This window comes from Micromonospora sp. NPDC051543 (genome assembly GCF_044454415.1).
Taxonomy (GTDB): Bacteria; Actinomycetota; Actinomycetes; order Mycobacteriales; family Micromonosporaceae; genus Micromonospora.
In genome coordinates this window covers 232491-253454 of record NZ_JBITDT010000011.1, presented here as the reverse complement: position 1 = coordinate 253454, position 20964 = coordinate 232491, and the positions used below count along the sequence as shown (strand labels likewise).

The window sequence follows — 20964 nt, the reverse complement described above, 5'->3', positions numbered from 1 at the left end:
CGCCGGCCGATGATCGGAGAGGAAGACATGAACGACAGCGGTACCGACCGACCACGGACCCTCGCCATCCTCGGCGCCGGCAAGGTGGGCACCGTCCTCGCCCGGCTCGCGCTCGCCGCCGGCTACCGGGTGCTCGTCGCCGGCTCCGGCGATCCGGCGAAGATCGCCCTGACCATCGAGGTGCTGACGCCCGGAGCGGTGGCGACCACCGCCGTCGACGCCGTGGCGGACGCCGACATCGTCGTCCTCGCCCTGCCGCTGGGCAAGTACCGCGCGCTGCCCGCCGAGGCGCTGCGGGGCAAGCTCGTCGTCGACGCGATGAACTACTGGTGGGAAATCGACGGCATCCGCGACGACCTGACCGATCCGCGCACCTCGTCCAGCGAGATCGTCCAGGCCTTCCTGGCCGGATCGCGGGTCGTCAAGGCGTTCAACCACATGGGCTACCACGATCTCGAGGACGGGGCCCGGCCGGCCGGCACGGCCGGACGCAAGGCCATCGCGATCGCCGGCGACGACGAGGCCGACCTCGCTCCGGTGGCCTCGCTGGTGGACGCCCTCGGCTTCGATCCGGTCGTCGCCGGCCCGCTCGCCGAGGGCGTACGCCTCGAACCGGGCAGCGAGTTGTTCGGCGCCAACGTCAGCGCCGACGAGGTACGGGCCATGCTCCGGCGCTTTCCCGAGTCGGAGCGCGGCCAGGCCGTGGCCGCCGCCCGGTCGGCCTGACCGCCCCCCGGCGTCTCAGCGCTCGTCGTCGTCGAACGCCGTACGAGGATCGAGCTGCCGACCCCGCTCCTGCGCAGCGGCGTAGGCGGCGGGGCCGAGCGCCCCGACCGCGGCGTCGCGCACGGCGGCGAGGTCGGCCGCGTCGTCCGGATCCGGAACCTGACCAATCGCCGCGAACGCCGCGTCCGCCAGGCCGACCATGAGCGCCGCCCGCGAATGGTCACCCTCGGCGGACGCGAGCGCCGCGCCCGCCACGCAGACGTACGGCACGAAGTCGTCCCAGCCGTGCTGGAACACCCGGGTACGACTCAGGGCGAACAGCCTCCGCGCCTCGGCGAGGTTACCGAGACCCAGCTCGCAGAAGGCCAGGTTGTGCGTCTCGGAATTCACCGTCTCCGGTCGGCCCAGCGACTCGTTCAGCGCGATGCTCTCGCGATACAGGTCCCGTGCCCGGTCCAGGTCGCCGGCCATCCGCGCCACCGCCGCCAGCACGTGCCTCGGCCGCTCCTGGAGCGCGCGGTCACCCGAGCGCACCGCGACGTCGAGGGCCTCGCGCGCCCGCGTCTCCCCGAGCGCCAGGTCGCCGCCACGAATCGCCACCCGGGCCAGGCTGTAGCGGGCCTCCACCTCACCCGCCGCGTCGCCGGCGGCCCGAGCACGCTCGATCTCCGCCGTACTCATCCGTACCACCGCGTCGCTCTCCCCCCGGCGAAAGGCCGAGCGGACGTCGTCACTGAAGCTCACGATTGGCCTCCCCCGCTGGACGGCTGCTCAGGCATGGAAGGCGATCCAGTTCTCCTGGAAACGGAAGCCCATCGACTCGTACAGCGGCCGGCCGAGCGCGCTGGACTGCAGGTACGCCGCGTCCGCGCCGGCGGCGATGGCATCACGCACCACTTTTTCGGTGATCGCGCGGCCCAGACCGCGACCACGCGCGTCCGGGACGACAGCGATGTTGAACACGCCGACCACACCGCGGTGGCGCATCCCCATACCGGTGCCGAGCGCCTGGCCGTCCTCCTCGTACAGGTAGCCGTCGATCCGCTCGGCGTCGAGCACCGCGCCCCCCATCAGCGATCCGAACAGACCGTCCGGCACCTCGAAGCCCCTGGTCAGGACGTCCGTGTACCGATCGCTGTCCGCCGCGCCGACCTGCCGTACGCGCTCGCGCTGCGCCTCGTCCGCACGGAGGACCAATTCGTCCACCCCGCAGGCCAGCAGGGGCAGCTCTCTGCGCGTGGTGAGCCCGTGGCGGGTTGCGAGATCGGCCACCGCGCCGTCGGCGTCGGCGTCGACCCGGACCATGATCGACCACGCTTCCACCTGCCCGGAAACCTCAACCGCCATCTCGTGCAGGGCTTCGAGATCCGGTTCCCGTGACAGGTCGTACGCCGCGTTCAGCGTCGCCACTCCCGCCTGGGTCACCGCCGCGCGGGCGGTGCCCCGCCGCGCGTAGTGCCCCTTGGGCGTCGCCCCGCAGAGACCTTCGATGGCCTCGTCGTACGCCGCCGCCATCCGATCGCCGATGATGTTCATGCTCTTTCCCCCTGACGCTCCCCCGAGCGTGCGCAAACATAGCCGCAACGCCGCGACCTGCGCGAATCGAGGTGCGCTGGGGTCAGCGTCGGTGGGTGTCGCGCCCCGGCCACCACCGCCCGGAGCGGAGCCCCTGACTGGTGGCCCCGTGGAAAATGATCATCACGACCACGCCGATCAGGCCGAGGAACGGGTTCACCAGCCAGCCGAGCAGACCGGTCAGGCCGTAGAGGACCAGGCCGACGATCGGGCGCAGCTCCTGCACCCGTACCTGGTCCTGGCCGATGGCGTCGGCCCGCAGCGCCGGGTGGCGGCGGACATAGGAGAAGAGCACCCACCAGGGCGCCGACATCAGCGAGGCGGCGAACGCGTACAGGACGACGGCCACCCGGAGGTCGTCCGTGTTGCCGTCGGCCAGCGCCGACGCCAGGACCGCGGTGGGAAAGGGAATGATCACCACGCCGAAGAGAATGCCGAGGTTGATCGAGCTGAACGCCGGGGTGGTGCCCCGCACCAACTGGAGCACGGCGTGATGGTTGAGCCAGAGCACCCCGACGTAGATGAACGACACGACGAAGGCCAGGTACGACGGCCCTTCGCCGAGAAGACCCTCGGCCAGCCCGCCCTCGTGGAAATCCGGTACCCGCAGGTCGAGCACCAGCAGGGTGATGACGATGGCGAACACGCCGTCGCTGAACGCCGCCAGCCGACCCGCGTCGGTCACCGCGGGATCGCCGTCGCCTGCCTGGATCCCCCGTTGACCTGCGGACATTGCCGCATGCTAACAGTGACGCCGCGACAACCGAACGTGGTTTCGGGTCGCGGCACCCGGCCTGAGCCGGTCGTCGGTCTTCAGCACCGCGACGGGCCGTCGCCGGCCCGCCATGGCGACGGGTTGAAGAACGGCATTCCTCAGGGGTCACATTCATACCTCTGCGGAATGCCGCCCCTCACCACGTGCGCGACACTCGATGGTCAGCCGGCGTACGTCTCGAACTCGCCGACCCGAGGCGTACCACTGGAGCTGTTGATCTTGAAAGTGACCTTGCTCAGCGTCGTCGCGGCGAACGTGATCGCACCCGCGCCCGCACCGGAGGCCAGGACGGCACCGGTGTCGTGGTTGACGAGCTGCCAGGACCCGATGGAGCCCTGGGTCCCGGAGGGCTCCCGGATGATCACGCGGGACACCCGTGTGGCGGATCCCCACTTGATCGAGATCGAACCGGTCGAGCCGGCCGGCGACCAGTAGGTGACGATGTCGCCGTCGCGCACGTTGCCGTAGCTGGTGCCGCTGGCCTTGCTGGAACCGTCCGCGCCGGCGCCCAGGCTGAGATTCGTCCCGCTGGGTGGCGTCGTGGTCGGCGGCGTCGTGGTCGGCGGTGGCGTGGTGGGCGGTGGCGTGGTGGGCGGTGGCGTGGTGGGCGCCGGCGTCTGCGGCGAGCAGCTTCCGTCGGACACCCGCAGGCCGGTGTTGGCGCCCGCCGTCTGGCCGACGACGTTCGGCACGCAGCTCGCGCCGTCCAGCCGGTACGCGTACGGAATGCTGACGGTGGTGGTGGACGTCGGATTGGGGCCGGCGGGGTAGTTGTCGCTGCCGGGGGTGGACCAGGTGACGTTGTCGAAGATGTTGCCGCTGACCTGCCAGTAGCCGCGCTCGTCGGTGTAGAAGGTGCCCAGGACATCCTTCGAGTCGCGGAAGTGGTTGTTCTCGACCTTGGCTCGGGCGCCGGCCCGGGAGTTGATACCGGACTCGTTCAGGCTCACGTAGCTGTTGTTGTAGATGTGGGCGACGCCGCCGCGCAGCAACGGCGTACGGGAATCGATGTTCTGGTACAGGTTGTGGTGGAACGTGACGAAGCCGTTCGACAGGTCGCTCTCACTGGACCCGATGAGACCACCGCGCCCCGAGTTGCGCAGGATGCTGTACGACAGGGTCACGTACTGGGTGTCGTTCTTCATGTCGAAGAGGCCGTCGTACCCTTCCGACTCCCCGCCGGACGCTTCCAGCGTGACGTGGTCGACCCAGACGTTGCGGACGGTGCTCTCCATGCCGATGGCGTCCCCGCCGTTGGAGGTCGGCGAACCCGACTTCTTGACGTTCCGGACCGTGACGTTCTGGATGATGATGTTGCGGGAGTCGCGGATGTGGATGCCCACCTGGTCGAAGACGGCTCCACTGCCGACCCCGATGATGGTGACGTTGCTGATCTGCTTCAGCTCGATCACGCCGTCCGCCGTGCTGCAGCTCGATCCCGACACCTTGCTGGTGTTGCCGTGGTTGATCGTCCCGGTGACCTCGATGGTGAGCGGGGTGCTGCTGCTGGCCCGTCCGCACAGGGCCGCGTGGATCGCGGTGCCCGTACTGGCGCGCACCGTCTGTCCTCCCGCGCCACCGGTGGTCCCGCCGTTCTGGGTGGCGTAACCGGTGGCGGTGCCCACCGCCGCGGCCGGCCGGGGACCCAGGAGAGTCACGCCGGCCGCGACCCCGACGGCCACCGTCACGAGTGCCGCCGGAAGACGGCGTACGAGTGCTCGTCTCATCTCGCCTCACTTTCGAAGAATCGAGTGACGCGTCGATGCTGGAAGGCGTCGGACGACCCGTCGTCGCGCAACCCGGAATAGGCGACAATCAATTACGCATCGATTGTCGGCAATGCCGCCACCCTGACGTCGGAGGCGGAGCCGCTGGCCAAGCGGCACGCGACCGGCAGCGCCCCGAGGCGCACCCAATAGGTCCGAGGACGAAACATCGACGTGACACGATCGTAGGAAAGCGTTTTCCGGGAAGCAACACCTACCGTTTGCAGGTTTGTTGCAGCACGCCCTCTCAGGCTCCGGTGATCATGAAGTTATCGCCGCGACACGCCGACAACCACGACAACAACTTCATGATCGCCGGGGTGGGGGCGGGGAGGGAGGGCGGGGAGGGGTGGGGGTGGGTGGGGTGGCGTTGACAAGGGAGATTGAAAGAAATAAATTCCTGGCTACGAGAAACTGTTTCGCGCGTTCGCTGTGCGGCACTCACCCGCGAGCCGCGAATGAGCAGAGCGGCCGCCCCACGAGCCGGTCGACAAAGGAGGGTGCCGCAGCCCCGCCGGACCCGCTCGTCGCATCGTCACTCGTCGCGCCCCAGCAGCACCGCCGGCGCGAGGGCCGATCCGGCGTCGACTCCCGGCCGCCGCACCGGCGTTCCCCCGGTGGCCCCCTCCGCGAATCGTCGCGGCGTCGGGCTCGGCGACCGCAGGTCGGGGGTGACGGGCCCGGCTGATCTGGACAGCAGATCCGACAGTCCCGCCGCGCGTGCCTGGGAGCGCTCCCGGCGACGCCTGACGTACCGCCCGACGCTCTCCGCACCGACCAGCCCGGACGCGTCGGCCGCCACCACCCACCTCGGGAGAAGTCTGATGAGAAAACGAAGGGTCACCAACGCCGCCCTGGTGTCGGCGGGCGCTGTCCTGCTGGCGTCGACGGCGGTCGCACTGGCCGCGCCCGCCGGCGCCGCAGCCGCCGGCTGTGCCGTGAACTACACCGTGCCATCGCAGTGGCAGGGCGGCTTCGGCGCGAGCGTCGACATCACCAATCTCGGCGACCCGGTCAGCAGTTGGACGCTGACCTGGTCCTACAGCGCCGGACAGACCGTCACGCAGGCCTGGAACACGACTCTGACCCAGAGCGGCGCCGCGGTCACCGCCAGGAACGTCAGCTACAACGGCGCCATCGCGACCAACGGCACCGTGTCGTTCGGCTTCAACGGCTCGTGGACGGGCAGCAACCCCGCTCCGTCCAGTTTCGCGCTCAACGGCGTGACGTGCACCGGCGGGACGACGCCGACGACACCGGCCCCGACCACGCCGGCCCCGACGACACCGCCGCCGACGACACCGCCGCCGACCACGCCGCCACCGACCACACCACCGCCCACCGGCCCGGCCGACATCACGGTGAACAGCAACACCAGGTACCAGACCGTCGACGGGTTCGGAGCCGCCCAGTCCATCTGGGGTAGCGCCTGGTCGACCACCGACACCCAGACGCTGGTCGGGCTGGGCGCCAACCAGCTCGGCCTGTCCATCGTGCGTACCGGCCTCTCGCCGGAGTCCAGCGAATGGGCGACCCACGTCAACTCGTTGAAGACGGCGAAGGCGTACGGGTCGAACGTGAAGATCCTCGCCTCGCCGTGGACCGCGCCCGCCGCGTGGAAGACCAACAACAGCAGGGTCAACGGCGGGAAGCTGAAGACCGACTACTACGACGACTACGCGAACCATCTGAACAGCTATGTGCAGTACATGCGGGGTCAGGGTGTGACCATCGACGTCACGTCCGTGCAGAACGAGCCGGACTGGCACCCCGACTACGACTCGATGGACTGGAGCGGCACCGAGCTGCGCACCTTCGTCCGCGACCAGGGCTCGAAGGTGCAGAACAGCAAGCTGATGGTCGCCGAGGCGGTCAACCTGAACTACGGCTACACCGACCCCACCCTGAACGACGCGACCGCCCGCAACAACATCGGTTACATCGGCGGCCACCTGTACGGCACCGAGTCCGCAGGACGGCTGGCGCCGTACAACCTGGCCGCCCAGTACAACAAGCCGGTGTGGATGACCGAGTGGAACCTGCACGCGGCGGACGGCGGCGGCTCGAACATCTGGGGCAACCCCAGCAACCTGGCCGTCTGGAACGAGACGCTCGACGACATCATGCGGACGGTGCACCGGTCGATGGAGGCCAACTGGAGCGCCTACATCTGGTGGTACGGCAAGCGCTACTACTCCTTCATCGGTGACGGCGAGGCGGCCTACGGCACCACGGCCGGCGCCCCGCTCAAGCGCGGGTACGCGTTCTCCCAGTACGCCAAGTACGTCCGGCCAGGCTACCAGCGGGTGGCCCTGACCAAGAGTTCCAAGGCGTCCCCGCTGGAGGTGACGGCCTACCAGGGGGACGGCAAGATCACGCTGGTCATCCTCAACCGCTCGAACAGCGCGGTCAACAACGCCGTGATCCAGGCCCCGCAGAACGTCAGCAAGGCGGAGTACTACCTGACCTCGCAGAACGCCAACGCGGCGAGCCAGCCGACGAGCGTGAACGGAGGCCAGGCAACCATCAACGTCGGCGCACGGAGCATCTCGACCCTCGTGTTCACGCTCTGACCCGTCGCGAGGCGGCCAGCATGAGCCACTTCCCTCCGGTTGGGGAGCGCCTTCCCCGACCGGAGGGAAGCCCGGCGGCGTGGGCGCCGCGAGGATCACAGGCATGACGACGACGGCGCCCCGCACCCGCAGCAGCGGCCACGGCCTGACGTACGCCCTGCTCGGCTGGGCCGTGGCCTACGGCGGCCTACGTCTGGCGTGGACGGTCGGTGAGGCGCCGGAGTTCCCACCGTTCGGGTTGGACCTGCTCGGTTTCACCGGCTGGTGGTCGGTGGCGTTGTGCCTGGCCGCAGGTGCGGTGGCGGTCGCCCTGGACCGTGCGACGACCTGGCGACCGGCGCTCGCGGGACTGGCCTGGACGGTCGCCGGCGCGTTGGTCGCGGCGGCGGCGATCCTGCTGCCGGAACTGGTAAGCCTGCTGCTGCTCGCGCCCGGCCCGTCCTTCAACCCGCTGGCGTTCGCCAGTCGGCTCGCCTGTGCCACCGGCGCGGCCCTTCTCGGCCTGGCCGTCTTCGGTTATCAGCGCCGGACCCGCGGCGAGTGTCCCGACTGCTGCCGGACGATCCGACCCGGTCGGCGGCGCGTGGCACCCGCGCCATGGGCGCGCTGGGGAGCGTACGTGGCGGTGGCCGGGCTCGTGACCCGTTTCGCGGCACAGGCCGTGGTGGGTTTCGACGACCTCACGCAGAACGCCTCCATCATCGGGTTGGAGATCGGTCTGGTGCTGGCCGGGGTGCTGTTGCCGCTGGCGCTGGTGCACTCCTGGGGTGAGGTCTGGCCGCGCTGGGTGCCCCTGCTCGCCGGCCGTAGGATCCCCCGTCGGCTGTTGCTGGTGCCGGGCTTCGGGCTCGGGGCGGCCATCGTCGCCTACTTCGGCATGGGGATGGCGCAGGTGGCGTCCGGATCGGCCAGTGAGTTCTCCGACGCATTCCTCTGGGTGGCCATGTCGGCGTACTGCCTGCTGGGGCTCGGCCTCCTCGTCGCGTCGAGCGACTACCACCTGCGTACCCGCACGGCGTGCCGGGCCTGCGGCCGGTGATCGGCCGCAGGCCCCCTCAGCTCCGGTCGCGGTCGTCAGGCCGACCGGACGCCGGCCGGGAGAGGGGATACTCCCGGGCCAACGTCACCCGCTGCCCCCGTACCGGAGAGCGCGGCGCGGGCGGCACCGGCCGCCGCGACGCCTCGCCGGTCTCGGCCAGGAGGTACTCGGTCTCCTGCACCAGGTAGTGCGGTCGACGTTTGGTCTCGTAGTAGATCCGGCCGATGTACTCGCCGATCACGCCGAGGATCGTCATCTGGATGCCGCCGAGCCCGATCACGCTGACGATGATCGTCGTGTAGCCGGGAACGTCGATACCCTTCTCGACGGCATCGGCGACGACCCACGCCATGTAGGCCAGCGCGATGAGGGTGAGGAACAGGCCGCCGTAGATGGCCAGGCGAAGCGGCCGGTTGTTGAACGACAACAGGCCGTCGAACGCGTAGTTGAAGAGCTTGCTGAGCGTCCACCTGCTCCGCCCGGCCTGCCGGGTCTCGTTGGGGTGGGCGACGACGGCGGTACGGAAGCCGATCCAGGAGAACAGGCCCTTGGAGAAGCGGTTGTATTCGGGCATCGCCAGTATCGCGTCCACCGCGAGCCGGGACAGCAGGCGGAAGTCGCCCGCGCCGTCCTGGAGGCGCACGTCGATCCACCAGTTGATCACGCGGTAGAAGGACCGGGAGGCGACCATGCGGACGAACCGGTCGCCGCGCCGGTCCCGCCGGGCGATCACCTGGTCGAAGCCCTGCTGGTACAGCGTCACCATCTCCGGCAGCAGCCGGGGCGGATGCTGCAGGTCGGCGTCCATGATGACGACCGCGTCACCGGTGGCGCGCTGCAACCCGGCGAGCATCGCCGCCTCCTTGCCGAAGTTACGGCTCAGCGACGTGTAGCAGACGGTCGGATCGGCGGCGGCGAGCCGGCGCAGCGCCTCGAGAGTGCCGTCCTCGCTGCCGTCGTCGACGTACACCACCTCGACCTCGACGTCGGGCAGCTCGGCGAGGGCGGCGCACACGGTCTCGTGCAGCCGCTCGACCGACGCCTCCTCGTTGAAGCAGGGCACCACGACGGACAGTCGCATGCTCGTCACCTCACCCCGCCCGTACCCGGGCATCCGCCGCCCCCGCGGTCAGAGGTGGTAGACCAGCGTGCCATCGAGATCCTCCCGGGTGATGCCCAACCCGTCGATGGGTCGGGTCGCGATGCTCTCCCACGGCGTTCCCACGGCACGGCTCGGCACGACGACCACCGACCGCACACCGATCCCCCGTAGGTGCGCGACGCTGACCGGGTCGGGGAACGACGCCACCGCCGTACGGGTCTGCGCCTGACTGACCGGCTCGAAGCCGGCCAGACCGTTCGTCACGCGGGGGAAACCGTCGGTCGTCCACAACATGTACGTCAGGTCGCCCACTCCCCCGGCCGGCAGCACGAGGATCGGATCCTGCACCGTCCGCATCGCGGCCGGCGGCTGCGGCACGGTCGGGTGGGGCGTGGAGTTGACGCCTTCCAGGGTGACCACCGTCAGGGGAATCAGCAGGACCAGCGGCGTGAGGGTCCGCGCCCACTGGCGGGGCGTGGACTGCCGCAGCGACTCGGCCAGGGCGGTCACCGCGCCGGCGGCCAGCACCGCGAGGAGCAGGCTCGTCCAGTGCATCATCCGGCCGGGCGTCCGCAACGCGTCCCAGCCGGGCAGGAGCGTGGACAGGGTCAGGTAGCCCGGGTCCCCGTCACCGCCGAGGGTGGCGCCCAGACCCAGCAGCACGGTGCCGACCACGCCGAGCCCCAGCGCGACCCGGTGCCGCATCGGGTACGCCGAGAGGAACAGCCCCGCCGCGGCCAGCCCGATCACCATCATCCCCGGCAGCAGCGCCATCTCCGGGGGCCAGGACAACTGCTCGCGCGCGCCGGCGTGCCGCTCACCCCACAACCACGAGTCGGCGGGCGCGGTGACGAACCCGATCAGCGGGGGCGAGAACATCTTCGTCCAGTCCAGCGTCCGCTCGGCCTGCGGATTGAGGTCGACGACGCGCAGGTAGACCATGCCCAGCAGCAGCGTCACCAGCCCGAACACCCCGCCGCCGACGAGATCCGCGATCAGCAGACGCCGGCCGAACGGAGGGCGTTCCCGCTTGCGCCACCAGGACCAGCCGTAGCAGCCGGCCGCCACCAGGACCGCGGCCAGCAGGAAGTAGACGAGCGGCAGGCCGATGCCGAACCCGAGGCTGATCTGCCAGGCGGCGACGAGCCACCCGGCCACCGCCCAGCCCGGCCTGCGCAGCTCGGGCCGGTACCCGTGGCGCAGCGACCAGCCGTGACCACGGGCCAACATGGCCAGCGACAGCGCGATCGCCCCGCTGGACAGGATGTTCAGGTGCCCCGAGTGCGCCAGCCGCCAGGGCGCGTACGCCCAGGCGACGGCGGCGACCGCGCCGCCCCACCGATTCGAGCCGAGCTGCCGCGCCAGGGCGTACGCTCCGAACGACGCCAGCGCGTGCAGCAGCACGTACAGAAGGTTGTAGTGGATCACGGCGGCCGTGAAGCCGGAGCCGAGCATCCCCATCGGGGCGTACCCGAGCAGGGTGTCGCTGTAGGCGTACGTGTACGTCTCGGGGTAGAACGTGTTCGAGTTCCAGAGGTCGGCCGGGCTGTTCAGCAGGGCGTGCCCCGACCAGGCGACCTGCCACGCCTGCAACAGCGGATCACCCAGGTCGCCGGGGATCGTGGTCGCCGGGTGGCGCAGGGTCGGCCAGGTCAGCACCACCGCCAGTAGCAGGCTCGCCGCGACCGCCACGGTCCATTCGGAACGCGCCCAGTTCCAACGACCCCAGTCGGCCGGTGGCCGATCCTCGGGGATCTCGTCGGGGGTCACGTCTTCCGAGGTTGGTGGCGGGGTGGCGGACCGGATAATCATGAAATTGATGCTCTCCAATAGTGCCGGGCTTGTCCATCTGCTGTCCGAAGCGTGGCGTGTTCTCGCGCACGACGCAACGGCCGCATACCAATAGACGCTGCGGGGAGCGGAGACGGTGGCGCGGACGACGAGCGTCCGCGCCACCGCGCCGATTCGATCGACGGGTGGTCAGCCGATCCTGACCAACTGCCACTGCTGGTTGTTGCCGCCCCAGTCCGCGTACTGCACGACGTTGCCGCCGTCGGCGGTGGACGCGCCCTGCACCTCGACGGCCTTGCCGCTGTTGCGGTTGATGAGACGCACGTAGCCCCCGGAATCCGCCAGCCGGAACTGCTGGTTGGTGCCGTTGCCGTCGGTCCACTGCACGACCGCCGCGGAGTCTGCGGTCGAGCGGTTGTAGACGTCCAGCACCTTGCCGGAGTTACGGGACTTCAGTCGGTAGTAGCCGCTACCCGAGTCGACGAACTGCCACTGCTGCCACGCGCCGTCGTTGCGGGTCCACTGGTCGATCCGGGCGCCATCGGTGGTCGCCCGCTCGTACACGTCCAGCGCCTTGCCGCTGTTGCGGTTGATCAGGACGTACCAGGCGGTGGTGTCCACCGGCGAGCCCGGAGGCGGGGTGGTCGGGGTGCCACTGCCCGCGTTGAGGGCGTTCAGGACGGAGGTGTACGCCGCCTTCTTGTTGCCCGACCGGTCGAACAGCAGGGCGTTGTCGTCACCGCGCCAGGAGTCGCTGTCCCGTACGCCCCAGGTGGTGATGCCGGTGCAGCGCGCGACGGCGAGGCAGGCGCGGGTCACGGAGGCGTAGATGTTGGCCTGGTTGGAGCCGGTCATCACGTCCAGCTCGGTGATCTGGACGTCGACGCCGAGGTCGGCGAAGCGCTGCAGGTTGGCCTGGTAGTCGCTGGCCAGCGTGGTGCCGAGGTGGGACTGGAAGCCGACGCAGTCGATCGGCACGCCGCGGGACTTGAAGTCGCGGACCATGTTGTAGATGCCGGTGGACTTGGCGTTGATGCCGTCGGTGTTGTAGTCGTTGTAGCAGAGCTTGGCGCCCGGGTCGGCGGCACGGGCGGCGCGGAACGCCGCTTCGATCCAGTCGTTGCCGGTACGCTGCAGGTTCGAGTCGCGCCGCCCGCCGGAGCCGCCGTCGGCGAACGCCTCGTTCACCACGTCCCAGGCGTAGATCTTGCCCCGGAAGTGGGTGGCGACCTGGGTGACGTGGTTGATCGCGGCGTTACGCAGCGCGGTGCCGGACATGCCCTGCGCCCAACCCGGCTGCTGGGCGTGCCACAGCAGGGCGTGCCCGCGCACGCTCATGCCGTTGGCCTGGGCGTGGCTGACGAGACGGTCGCCCCCGGTGTAGCTGAACCGACCCTGCTGGGGCTCGGTGGCGTCCCACTTCATCTCGTTCTCGGGGGTGACGCTGTTGAACTCGCCGTTCAGGATGCTGGTGTACTGGCTGTCGGAGAGCTTGCCCGTCGCGACGGCAGCGCCGAAGTAGCGGCCCTTCTCGGCCGCCGACGCCTTCAACGTCGTTCCGGCGCTGGCCATGGGTGCCAGCGCGACCGTCATGCCCGCGGTCAGCGCGACTGCGAGGGTCGCCGTCGCCAGCAGAGCTTTTCTAGGTCTCATGTCGATCCTTCTCAGTGGGTGCATCGGCGGTGGTGATGTGCCACTTCGCTCAGGACGACCTGTTCCCGACGGCGCGCGCCGGCTGGGCCAAGGAATCCGGGACGGTCATCCTGGGCCACCTCGCACCGGCACACGCGGAATCGGCCGGCGTTCGCCGGGAACCGCACGAGTCCTGAGACGGCGTCCGTTGCCCGTAGGGACGCCGTGCGTCGAGGCGCGACCACGGGACTCGCCCGGTGAGCCACCGACGCCGCCGACCTCTGCATCGAGAGTGAGCGATAACATGCTGTTCGTCAAGACGTAACGAGCCGGACATACACCGCCCCGACCACATCGACTCACGACGATGCTGCCACGGGGGCGCAGCCGCCGGAGCCTGCGGCGGCATCGATGGAAGCGATCCTTGTTATCGCTCACAGGGCCAGCCCGCCCCGCCCCCTCACCGTGCGAGACGTCGATCCGCCGGCGACAGGTGTAGCCCGAGTTCCCGAGGGGCAACACTCCGTGCATGGGTGGTACGCCGCGGGTCGACGAGCGACCGCTCCGGCGGGGGCGTCGACGTGCCGGGGCCGATCCGACCCGGCGGTCGGCGGCACCCACGTGACGCCGCCGAAGCACTGCCCACCGCCGGTGGCCCTCGGCGCGGTGGCCCTCGGCGCGGCCGCGCTCGCGGCCGCCCTGGGCGCCGAGCCCGCCTCCGCCGAGCCGACCCCGACGCCGACCGGACCGGTGGAGACCGCCGCCGCTGCGGGCATCGTCGGATCGCGGGCGCGGGACCTGCTCGACACTCCGCCGCCCATCGACCTGCCCCTGCCGACGGCGCTCCCCCTGCCCCTGCCGACGGCAGTCCCAGTGCCGACGGTAGTCCCAGTGCCGACGGCAGTCCCTCTGCCGACCGCCATCTCCCTGCCGCTGCCGATCCTCACCGCGCCACCGACTCCGACGGGCGAACCTACGGCTGCCACGCCCGCCCGGGCACCCCGTACCCGGCGATCGTCCCCGCCACCCGACGCGGGGACGGCGGTCACCTCCTCGACCACGCGCGCCACCCCGCCGTCGTCGGCACCGCTGACGGTGCGGGCATCCCGCGCCGACGCCGCCGACCGTCGCGTGCCGGTGCGCAGGCGGGCGGCGATGACGGCCGAACCGTCACGACCGCCGATCCCGATCCCTCGTCCGCTACCGGCGCAACCTGCGCTGGCGCTGGCATTCGTGTCCGCGCCCAGCAGCACCGGCGCCGGGGGCGCCGACCTGGCGGCGTTGGCGACCGACGCGCCGCCGTCCGTCGGGCCGCTGCGCCGAGGGCACGCCGTCGGTCCCTTCGACAGTCGCGCCACCAGTCGACCCGTCCAGCGGGGTCCCCCGCCACCCCGGCAGCTCCTGATCACCCATCCACGTCCGCGACGTTGATCAGGAGAGATCATGGAGCTAGCCATCATCTGGGTACCCGCCGACATCGAGCCGTCGGAACACGCCATCGCGACGTGTCTGACCCACCTGCGCCGACATGACTACCGGCTGAACGGGATCATCCGCGCACCGTGGGAGACCGTCGAGCAGAAGATGGTCGACGGCGAGGTGGACGTGGTCGTCATCGCCGACCTCACCCACCTTCCGCCGGACCGGTCACCCCGGATCGAGGTGGCCGCGCCGCTGCCCCGTGGCGACGAGGACCGTCCGACGCCCGGCACGCCGTCCGGCTGACACCACGAAGCGCCCCGTCCACCGCGGACGGGGCGCTTCGTCGTGCGGTCGACCGCCTGCCACGCTGGCGCTGCGACCACGTCCGGCCGGTGCCGGCTCGTCGACCGGTCAGTCGAGGTTCGGCGCGGGCTCGGAGACGTGGGCGGTGACGATCCGCCAACCGACGGGCAGGCGTACCCAGGTCTGGGTCTGCCGTCCCGTGGCGAAGCTGTCGGCGTACCCGAATCGGGTCGTCACGACCGCGAGGTCCGCGCCGAACGTGCTGACCCTCGTCTCGACCAGCCGGCGGCCGGCCGGCAGCGGTGGCTGCGCGGCCCGCCACTTGCGCTGCTCCTCCAGCCCGTACTGATGGTCGGCGAGGCCGAACCGCACCGTCCGGTCGGAGTCCCAGAAGTACCCGCAGATCGCCTCGGCGTCACCGTCGACGAGCGCCCGTTCGTATCCGGCGAACGCCGCCGCCACCTCGGCGACCACGTCCCCGCGATCGATCTCCATCCGGTCCGTCCTCTCCATTCGGTCGGGTCGGCCCGGCGGCTCAGCCACGCGCCGCCGCGGTCTGCTGCTCGTCGGCCGCCCGATCGTTGGCCGACACGGACGCCTCGTCCAACTCCGCCTCCGCCGGGTCCGGTTCGCGTGGCGTGGGGCGACCGAGCGCGAAGATCGCGCAGATCACCGCGACGAAGAGGTAGCCGAGCGCCACCTGGCCGTTGGCGTTCCACTCGACCCGCTCGCCGTGTATCAGCCCGACGAACGACAGCACCGCGCCCGAGCCGGCGAAGATCGCGGCGCGGACGAACCGCTTGTCGATGACGAAGACCACCACCGCGCCGAGCACCAGGCCGGCGAGGATGGCGCCCTGACCCAGCACCAGCAGCCCGTCGTACACCACACCGGCGCCGTTGAGCGCGTCGTCGCCCACCGCGGCGGCGCTGGTGCCGGCCGCCGCCAGCGCGTTGTCGATCTGCCCGGTCGCCCAGGCCGCGATGTTCGGCACCAGCGCGGCGACCACGGCCGCGGCGTGCGCCCGGGGCGTCGCCTGGAACGCCTGCGCCCCGATCAGCAGGCCGATGTAGAGCAGGATCGGCACGATGGCCGCCGTCGGGAAGATCGCCGCGAGCAGTCCGAACATGCCGAGGAAGCAGAGCACGGCGATCACCACGCCGGTCGCCATCGAGTAACCGCTGCGGCCACCCGCAGCCTTCCAGCCCGGGTGGCCGACGTAGACGGCGGGCGGGAACGGCGAGCCGAGCGCCGCGCCGACCACCGCGCCCGCGCCGTCGGCGAGCAGCACGCTGCGCAGGTTGTAGTTGTCCCCGGCGGTCGCCGCGCTCTCGACGTTCGTCATGCCCTCGGTGAAGTTGTAGACGCCGAGCGGGATGGCCGTCGCCAGCAGCGGCGCCATGTCGGACAGCCCGGTGAACAACAGGTCCAGCTTGAACGAGGGTACGGCGACCGCGATGTCCCGGGCGGCTGCCGTCACGTCCGGCACCGACATCGCTCCGCCGGCCCAGCCGATCGCGGTGCCCACGAGCAGGGCCGCGAGCCCGATCGGGAAGTTGAACGGCAGCTTGGTGTCGGTGAGCAGGCCGATCAGCAGCAGCGCGAAGACCGGCAGGGCGACCCAGGCCATCCGCCACATCTGCCCGGCCGGGTTCATCGAGATGAAGGTGATCGAGATCCCGGCGAGCGTGCCGAGCAGCGCCGCCCGGGGCGCGTACCGGCGGATGTAGGGGCCGACGAACGCGCCGATCAGCACGATCACGCCGATGATGAAGGCCCACGCGAGCCCGGCCTCCCAGGCTCGCAGCGGGTCCTGGGTGCGCAGGTAGATCGGGAGCATGATGACGAAGATGACGATGAACATGTGCGGCACGCTCGGCCCGTACGGCAGGGCCGTCACGTCGGTGCGGTTCTCCCGACGGGCCAGGCGGCGGGCCAGGTAGGTGTAGTAGATGTTGCCGGCGACCAGGGCGATGCCGAGCGCCGGCAGGATGGTGCCGAACACCTCCCCCTCGGGCAGCTTCACCACCCCGATGCAGAGCCCGGTCAGGGTGAGCACGTTGACCAGGACGTTGACGCCGAAACCGAAGAACGCGTTGGTGTCACCGCGCACCCAGAACGGGAGCGGGACGACGGTGGGCTTCGTAAAGGCCATGGCTGCTCCCGGTCAGGAGGAGGGTTGCAACGCGGATGTGGTGGGCAGCACGGCGCGGACCTGCGTCGAGTCGGCGACCCACCCGAAGATCCCGCCCTGGGCGGCGATCATGTCGAGCCCGACCCGGTGGAACTCGGGAAAGTAGGACCCGACGCAGTCGGCGAGTACGAGGCACTCGTACCCCCGGTCATTGGCCTCGCGGACGGTGGTGTGCACGCACACCTCGGTGGTGACCCCGGCGACCAGGAGGCTGCGGATGCCCCGCCCGGCGAGCAGGACGTCCAGGTCGGTGGCGTGGAACGCGCCCTTGCCGGGCTTGTCGATGACCGGTTCCCCGGGCAGTGGCGCGAGTTCGTCGATGATGTCGTGGCCGTACTCGCCACGGACCAGGATCCGGCCCGTGGGCCCGGGATCGCCGATCCGCTTGCTCGGGGCGCCCCGGTTCAGCTTGGCGGGTGGGCAGTCGGACAGGTCGGGCAGGTGTCCCTCGCGGGTGTGCACGACGGCCAGGCCGACGGCGCGGGCGTCGGCCAGCAGGGCCGCGAGTGGCGCGATGGTACGGCGGAGCTGGCTCACGTCGTTGCCGAGGCTCTCACCGAATCCGCCGGGCTCCAGGAAGTCCCGCTGCATGTCGATGACGAGCAGAGCGGTGGTCGAGATGTCGAAGGAGTAGGGGCCGGGTCGCGCGGTGGCGATGGTCGGCATGGCTCACCTCACTTCGCCGTGGCGGCGATGACGTCGTCGGATGTGGCGACGCAGCCGAAGACGCCGCCCTGCATGGTGACCATGTGCAGGGCGGCCTCGTGGTTGGCCTTGTCGGTGGCGCCGGTGCAGTCGGCCAGGATCAGGCACTCGTAACCCCGGTCGTTCGCCTCGCGCATCGTCGTGTGCACGCAGACGTCGGTGGTGATGCCGGTGAGGATCAGGTGGGTGATGCCCCGGGTCCGGAGCACGAGGTCGAGGTTGGTGGCGTAGAAGGCGCCCTTGCCGGGCTTGTCGATGATCACCTCGCCGGGCAGCGCGGCGACCTCGGGCACGATCTCCCACCCGGGCTCGCCCCGGACCAGGATCCGGCCGGCCGGACCGGCCCCGCCGATCTCCGCGCCGATGCGTGCCGAGCGCCAGCGCTTGTTCGCCGGCAGGTCGGACAGGTCGGGGTCGTGCCCCTCGCGGGTGTGCACGATCAGCATCCCGAGCGACCGGGCGTGCTCCAGCAGCCGGGCGGTGGCCGGCAGGCCGGCCCGGGTGAGGCCGATGTCGTAGCCCATGGCATCGACGTATCCGCCCGGCCCGCAGAAATCGGTCTGCCAGTCGATGCAGAGCAGCGCGGTACGCGCGGTGTCGGCCACACCGTCGTACGGCCACGGGTAGGGGTTGGCCGGTACCGGCCCGATGCTTCCCATCCTCTCGCCTCCTGTCGTGATCGCTGGTGCGGCCCGCTTCACCGCCGGGTGGCGGCGGAGCGGCGGTAGGCCCGCCACCCACCACTGGCGCTGATGTCCTCGGCGGGCGGGCTGACGGCGTACGCCTCGCAGAGGAAGCCGAGCACGTCCCGCCCGTCGTGCAGCCGGACCCAACCGAGCGAGAGGGGCGCCGGCACGCCGGCCAGCAGCCCACCGAGCGCGGCGCTGGGCAGCCGCCACAGCTCGACCTCGATCGGGTGACCGGCCGAGGTGTCCGGAGCGACCCGGACCAGCCCCGGCAGCCCCTCGCCGTCGGCGGTGTCCATCCGGTAGAGCCGGTAGAGCGGCGCGGTACGGGCGGCTCCCGCGAAGGCTCCGCCGTATCCGAGCAGTTCGCCGTTGCGGGATTCGCCCCTCAGGTGCCGGCCGACCACGGCGATCAGCACGTCCGTCGGCCGTGGAGCCGGCGGCGCGACGTCCAGGTTGGCCGCGCCGCCCGTGGTGAGGTCGGCGGCCAGCCGGGCCAGGGTGGTGTCGCTGAACGCCGGTCCGAGCAGGGTGAGGCTCGCCGGCCGACCGGTGGGGGTGAAGCCGTTGGGCACGGTCACCGCGGCCAGGTCGAGCAGGTTCGCGAACTGGGTGTAGCGGCCCAGCATCGCGTTACGCCCGATCGGGTCCTCGGCGATCTCGTCGAGCGTGAACGTGGTGCCGACGGTGGGCACGACGAGCACGTCGACGTCCTGCCAGAGCTTGTCGACCTGGGCGCGCAGCTCACGCAGGCGGTGGTGCCCCCGGAAGGCGTCGACCGCGTCGTAGCGCCCGCCGGTGTCCAGCACGGCCCGGGTGACCGCCAACACCGACTCCGGGCGCGACCGCAGGAAGTCGCCCAGGCCGACGAGCCGCTCGGCCACCCAGGGACCCTGGTAGAGCAGGTCACCCGCCGCGAAGAAGGCGCCGAGCGGCACCGACCGCAAAGATCCGACGAGGGTACGCAGCAGTTGCACTCCGGCGGCGAAGCGGGCTTCCTGCCCGGTGTCACCGAAGAACTCGAGGTCTTCTGCCCAGGGCACCCCGAGGCGTAGCGTGCCCGGCATGCGGGCGACCACCCGCTCCGCCGGTAACGGACGGCCCCACGGGTCGGCCGTGGTGACGCCACGGGCGGCGTGCAGCACGTCGACGGCGCCCGCCACGTCGGGCGTGAAGACCGACACGCAGTCGAGCGAGCGGCAGGCGGGCACCACGCCGGCCGTGCTGAGCAGACCACGGGTGGGCTTGAGGCCGACGATCCCGTTGAGCGCCGCCGGCACCCGGCCGGAGCCCGCGGTGTCCGTACCGAGGGCGAAGCTGACCTGGCCGGCCGCCACCGCGAGCGCGGAGCCGGAGCTGGAGCCGCCGGAGATGAGGCCGCCGCCGAAGACGCTCTCGCACCTGCCGTACGGCGAGCGGGAGCCGGTCAGGCCCGTGGCGAACTGGTCCAGATTGGTCTTGCCGACGAGCAGCGCGCCGGCGTCGAGCAGTCGGCGCACGACCGGCGCATCCTCGACGGCCTCGTATCCGAAGTCGGGGCAGCCGGCCGTGGTGACCATGCCGGCCACGTCGATGTTGTCCTTGACCGCGAACGGGATCCCGTACAGCGGGGACGTGGGGTCGCCGTGGCGGGTCAGCGACTCGGCGCGGGCCCGTAGCTCGTCGGCCGGCACGGTGCTGATCCAGACCGGCCCGTCGCCGCTTCCCGCGAGCCCGTCGAGGACGCGTTCGACCTGGTCCGCCGGCGTCAGACGACCGTCGCGGTACGCCGTTCGCAGGTCCGAGATGGATCCGACTGGCTCTGGCATACAGTCGATTGTCGACCGTTCTGTTACAGCGGGTGGCTCGCTCTGTAACGGGGACATGACGGCGCGCGGGGCGGGCGCGCAAGCCGCCGGTCAGTCCAGGTAGGAGCGTGCCCCGTGCCCGGACAGCACGGCGAGGACCTCCTCGGGGTCTCCCCCGGCGACCGCCTCGAACAACCGCTTGTGCCGGTGGACCCCGTCCAAGGGCTGCGCCACCTCCGCCTCACGCCGCAGGTTGATCGCCATGTAGAGCTGCAACTTCACCAGGATCGAGCCGTACACGTCGGACAGCTGGCGATTGCCGGCGAGCGCGACGAGCGCGACGTGGAACGCCCGGTGCGACTCGGCGACCGCCATCCGGTCGCCGGCCCGGGTCGCCTCCCGCATCGCGTCGAGCGTCGCCCGCAACCCCGCCAGGTCGCCCTCGCGGCCGACCGGGATCCCCGCCCGCACCGCGAATCGTTCGAGGACGTCCCGCAGCTCGTACAGCTCCCGCACGTCACGGTCGGAGAGGGTGGCCACCCGTACGCCTCGGCGGGGCACGTGCTCGACCAGCCCCTGCTGGGCCAGCAATCGCAGCGCCTCCCGCAACGGCGCCCGGCTGATCCCGAGCCGGCGGGTGAGCTGCTCCTCGACGAGGCGTTCCCCCGGATCGCTCCTGCCGCTGAGGAGTTCCCGGGTCAACCGGGCGACGGCGAGGTCCACCAGACTGACGCTCTCCAGCTCACCGTCCATCGTCGGTGCGGCCATGTCGTTCACTCCGCCGAGTCTGCCACCTGTCGCCGTCGGAGCGGCGTCGGCGCGTCCCGGCGGCCGGACGACCCGTCCGGGCTGCCCACGGGCGCGCCGCCCGCCGCGGGGTGTGCGGCG

At 71.0% G+C, this 20964-nt stretch carries 19 protein-coding genes; 5 read left to right on the top strand and 14 right to left on the bottom strand.

Annotated features, from left to right (window positions below; all coding sequences use genetic code 11):
* Positions 1 to 27: 27 nt before the first annotated feature.
* A complete protein-coding gene (locus tag ACIA3K_RS21615; protein WP_396803221.1) occupies positions 28 to 726 on the top strand; it encodes an NADPH-dependent F420 reductase in 699 nt (232 codons plus the stop codon).
* Between the two features lie 15 nt (positions 727 to 741).
* Here the strand turns inward: ACIA3K_RS21615 and ACIA3K_RS21610 are convergent, their stop codons facing one another.
* The 5 genes from ACIA3K_RS21610 to ACIA3K_RS21590 all read right to left on the bottom strand — a co-directional run bounded on the left by ACIA3K_RS21610 (position 742) and on the right by ACIA3K_RS21590 (position 5644).
* The gene (locus tag ACIA3K_RS21610) at positions 742 to 1470 is read right to left on the bottom strand and encodes a tetratricopeptide repeat protein (protein ID WP_396803220.1); all 729 of its coding nucleotides are present in this window, start codon (positions 1468 to 1470) and stop codon (positions 742 to 744) included.
* A gap of 27 nt (positions 1471 to 1497) precedes the next feature.
* Positions 1498 to 2262, bottom strand: coding sequence for a GNAT family N-acetyltransferase (locus ACIA3K_RS21605; protein WP_396803219.1), 765 nt, complete (start codon positions 2260 to 2262; stop codon positions 1498 to 1500).
* A gap of 82 nt (positions 2263 to 2344) precedes the next feature.
* Positions 2345 to 3034, bottom strand: a complete 690-nt coding sequence (locus ACIA3K_RS21600; RefSeq protein ID WP_396803217.1) for a TMEM175 family protein — start codon at positions 3032 to 3034, stop codon at positions 2345 to 2347.
* Positions 3035 to 3237: 203 nt separating this feature from the next.
* On the bottom strand, positions 3238 to 4803 hold the full coding sequence (locus ACIA3K_RS21595; RefSeq protein WP_396803215.1) for a polysaccharide lyase family 1 protein: 1566 nt from the start codon (positions 4801 to 4803) through the stop codon (positions 3238 to 3240).
* 574 nt (positions 4804 to 5377) lie between these two features.
* Complete coding sequence (locus tag ACIA3K_RS21590; protein WP_396803214.1) at positions 5378 to 5644, bottom strand: hypothetical protein; 267 nt, start codon at positions 5642 to 5644, stop codon at positions 5378 to 5380.
* Between the two features lie 22 nt (positions 5645 to 5666).
* Here ACIA3K_RS21590 and ACIA3K_RS21585 point away from each other — a divergent pair, with 22 nt between their 5' ends.
* Both ACIA3K_RS21585 and ACIA3K_RS21580 read left to right on the top strand, forming a co-directional pair.
* Positions 5667 to 7415 carry a cellulose binding domain-containing protein gene (locus ACIA3K_RS21585; RefSeq protein WP_396803212.1) on the top strand — a complete coding sequence of 583 codons (1749 nt, stop codon included), beginning with the start codon at positions 5667 to 5669 and terminating at the stop codon, positions 7413 to 7415.
* A 103-nt stretch (positions 7416 to 7518) separates the two neighbouring features.
* Positions 7519 to 8454: a hypothetical protein gene (locus tag ACIA3K_RS21580; RefSeq protein ID WP_396803211.1), complete on the top strand. Its 936-nt coding sequence runs from the start codon at positions 7519 to 7521 to the stop codon at positions 8452 to 8454.
* Between the two features lie 16 nt (positions 8455 to 8470).
* On the opposite strand, the gene ACIA3K_RS21575 is transcribed toward ACIA3K_RS21580, so the two are convergent.
* From ACIA3K_RS21575 to ACIA3K_RS21565, 3 genes are all read right to left on the bottom strand, one after another.
* Entirely contained in the window at positions 8471 to 9544 is a 1074-nt protein-coding gene (locus ACIA3K_RS21575; protein ID WP_396803210.1) for a glycosyltransferase family 2 protein, read from the bottom strand.
* 39 nt (positions 9545 to 9583) lie between these two features.
* A complete protein-coding gene (locus ACIA3K_RS21570) occupies positions 9584 to 11368 on the bottom strand; it encodes a hypothetical protein (protein WP_396803208.1) in 1785 nt (594 codons plus the stop codon).
* Positions 11369 to 11536: 168 nt separating this feature from the next.
* A complete protein-coding gene (locus ACIA3K_RS21565; RefSeq protein WP_396803207.1) occupies positions 11537 to 13000 on the bottom strand; it encodes an endo-1,4-beta-xylanase in 1464 nt (487 codons plus the stop codon).
* Positions 13001 to 13600: 600 nt separating this feature from the next.
* Between ACIA3K_RS21565 and ACIA3K_RS21560 the strand changes: the two genes are divergently transcribed.
* A complete protein-coding gene (locus tag ACIA3K_RS21560) occupies positions 13601 to 14410 on the top strand; it encodes a hypothetical protein (RefSeq protein WP_396803206.1) in 810 nt (269 codons plus the stop codon).
* A gap of 12 nt (positions 14411 to 14422) precedes the next feature.
* Complete coding sequence (locus tag ACIA3K_RS21555; RefSeq protein ID WP_396803205.1) at positions 14423 to 14704, top strand: hypothetical protein; 282 nt, start codon at positions 14423 to 14425, stop codon at positions 14702 to 14704.
* A gap of 108 nt (positions 14705 to 14812) precedes the next feature.
* On the opposite strand, the gene ACIA3K_RS21550 is transcribed toward ACIA3K_RS21555, so the two are convergent.
* The 6 genes from ACIA3K_RS21550 to ACIA3K_RS21525 all read right to left on the bottom strand — a co-directional run bounded on the left by ACIA3K_RS21550 (position 14813) and on the right by ACIA3K_RS21525 (position 20844).
* The gene (locus ACIA3K_RS21550; RefSeq protein ID WP_396803203.1) at positions 14813 to 15199 is read right to left on the bottom strand and encodes an AtzH-like domain-containing protein; all 387 of its coding nucleotides are present in this window, start codon (positions 15197 to 15199) and stop codon (positions 14813 to 14815) included.
* Between the two features lie 40 nt (positions 15200 to 15239).
* On the bottom strand, positions 15240 to 16859 hold the full coding sequence (locus tag ACIA3K_RS21545) for a regulator (protein WP_396803201.1): 1620 nt from the start codon (positions 16857 to 16859) through the stop codon (positions 15240 to 15242).
* A 12-nt stretch (positions 16860 to 16871) separates the two neighbouring features.
* Entirely contained in the window at positions 16872 to 17564 is a 693-nt protein-coding gene (locus ACIA3K_RS21540) for a cysteine hydrolase family protein (RefSeq protein WP_396803199.1), read from the bottom strand.
* Between the two features lie 8 nt (positions 17565 to 17572).
* The gene (locus ACIA3K_RS21535) at positions 17573 to 18262 is read right to left on the bottom strand and encodes a cysteine hydrolase family protein (protein ID WP_396803197.1); all 690 of its coding nucleotides are present in this window, start codon (positions 18260 to 18262) and stop codon (positions 17573 to 17575) included.
* A gap of 38 nt (positions 18263 to 18300) precedes the next feature.
* Positions 18301 to 20097, bottom strand: a complete 1797-nt coding sequence (atzF, locus tag ACIA3K_RS21530) for an allophanate hydrolase (RefSeq protein WP_396803195.1) — start codon at positions 20095 to 20097, stop codon at positions 18301 to 18303.
* Positions 20098 to 20187: 90 nt separating this feature from the next.
* Positions 20188 to 20844, bottom strand: coding sequence for a GntR family transcriptional regulator (locus tag ACIA3K_RS21525; RefSeq protein ID WP_396803310.1), 657 nt, complete (start codon positions 20842 to 20844; stop codon positions 20188 to 20190).
* Positions 20845 to 20964 lie beyond the last annotated feature (120 nt).

Excerpts from the sequence above, each read along its gene's own strand:
- ACIA3K_RS21540 (WP_396803199.1), bottom strand. The coding sequence starts at position 17,564 with ATGCCGACCATCGCCACCGCGCGACCCGGCCCCTACTCCTTCGACATC.
- ACIA3K_RS21545 (WP_396803201.1), bottom strand. The coding sequence starts at position 16,859 with ATGGCCTTTACGAAGCCCACCGTCGTCCCGCTCCCGTTCTGGGTGCGC.
- ACIA3K_RS21595 (WP_396803215.1), bottom strand. The coding sequence starts at position 4,803 with ATGAGACGAGCACTCGTACGCCGTCTTCCGGCGGCACTCGTGACGGTG.
- ACIA3K_RS21525 (WP_396803310.1), bottom strand. The coding sequence starts at position 20,844 with ATGGCCGCACCGACGATGGACGGTGAGCTGGAGAGCGTCAGTCTGGTG.
- ACIA3K_RS21555 (WP_396803205.1), top strand. The coding sequence starts at position 14,423 with ATGGAGCTAGCCATCATCTGGGTACCCGCCGACATCGAGCCGTCGGAA.
- ACIA3K_RS21605 (WP_396803219.1), bottom strand. The coding sequence starts at position 2,262 with ATGAACATCATCGGCGATCGGATGGCGGCGGCGTACGACGAGGCCATC.
- ACIA3K_RS21565 (WP_396803207.1), bottom strand. The coding sequence starts at position 13,000 with ATGAGACCTAGAAAAGCTCTGCTGGCGACGGCGACCCTCGCAGTCGCG.
- ACIA3K_RS21580 (WP_396803211.1), top strand. The coding sequence starts at position 7,519 with ATGACGACGACGGCGCCCCGCACCCGCAGCAGCGGCCACGGCCTGACG.
- ACIA3K_RS21585 (WP_396803212.1), top strand. The coding sequence starts at position 5,667 with ATGAGAAAACGAAGGGTCACCAACGCCGCCCTGGTGTCGGCGGGCGCT.
- atzF (WP_396803195.1), bottom strand. The coding sequence starts at position 20,097 with ATGCCAGAGCCAGTCGGATCCATCTCGGACCTGCGAACGGCGTACCGC.
- ACIA3K_RS21600 (WP_396803217.1), bottom strand. The coding sequence starts at position 3,034 with ATGTCCGCAGGTCAACGGGGGATCCAGGCAGGCGACGGCGATCCCGCG.
- ACIA3K_RS21615 (WP_396803221.1), top strand. The coding sequence starts at position 28 with ATGAACGACAGCGGTACCGACCGACCACGGACCCTCGCCATCCTCGGC.
- ACIA3K_RS21535 (WP_396803197.1), bottom strand. The coding sequence starts at position 18,262 with ATGGGAAGCATCGGGCCGGTACCGGCCAACCCCTACCCGTGGCCGTAC.
- ACIA3K_RS21550 (WP_396803203.1), bottom strand. The coding sequence starts at position 15,199 with ATGGAGATCGATCGCGGGGACGTGGTCGCCGAGGTGGCGGCGGCGTTC.
- ACIA3K_RS21570 (WP_396803208.1), bottom strand. The coding sequence starts at position 11,368 with ATGATTATCCGGTCCGCCACCCCGCCACCAACCTCGGAAGACGTGACC.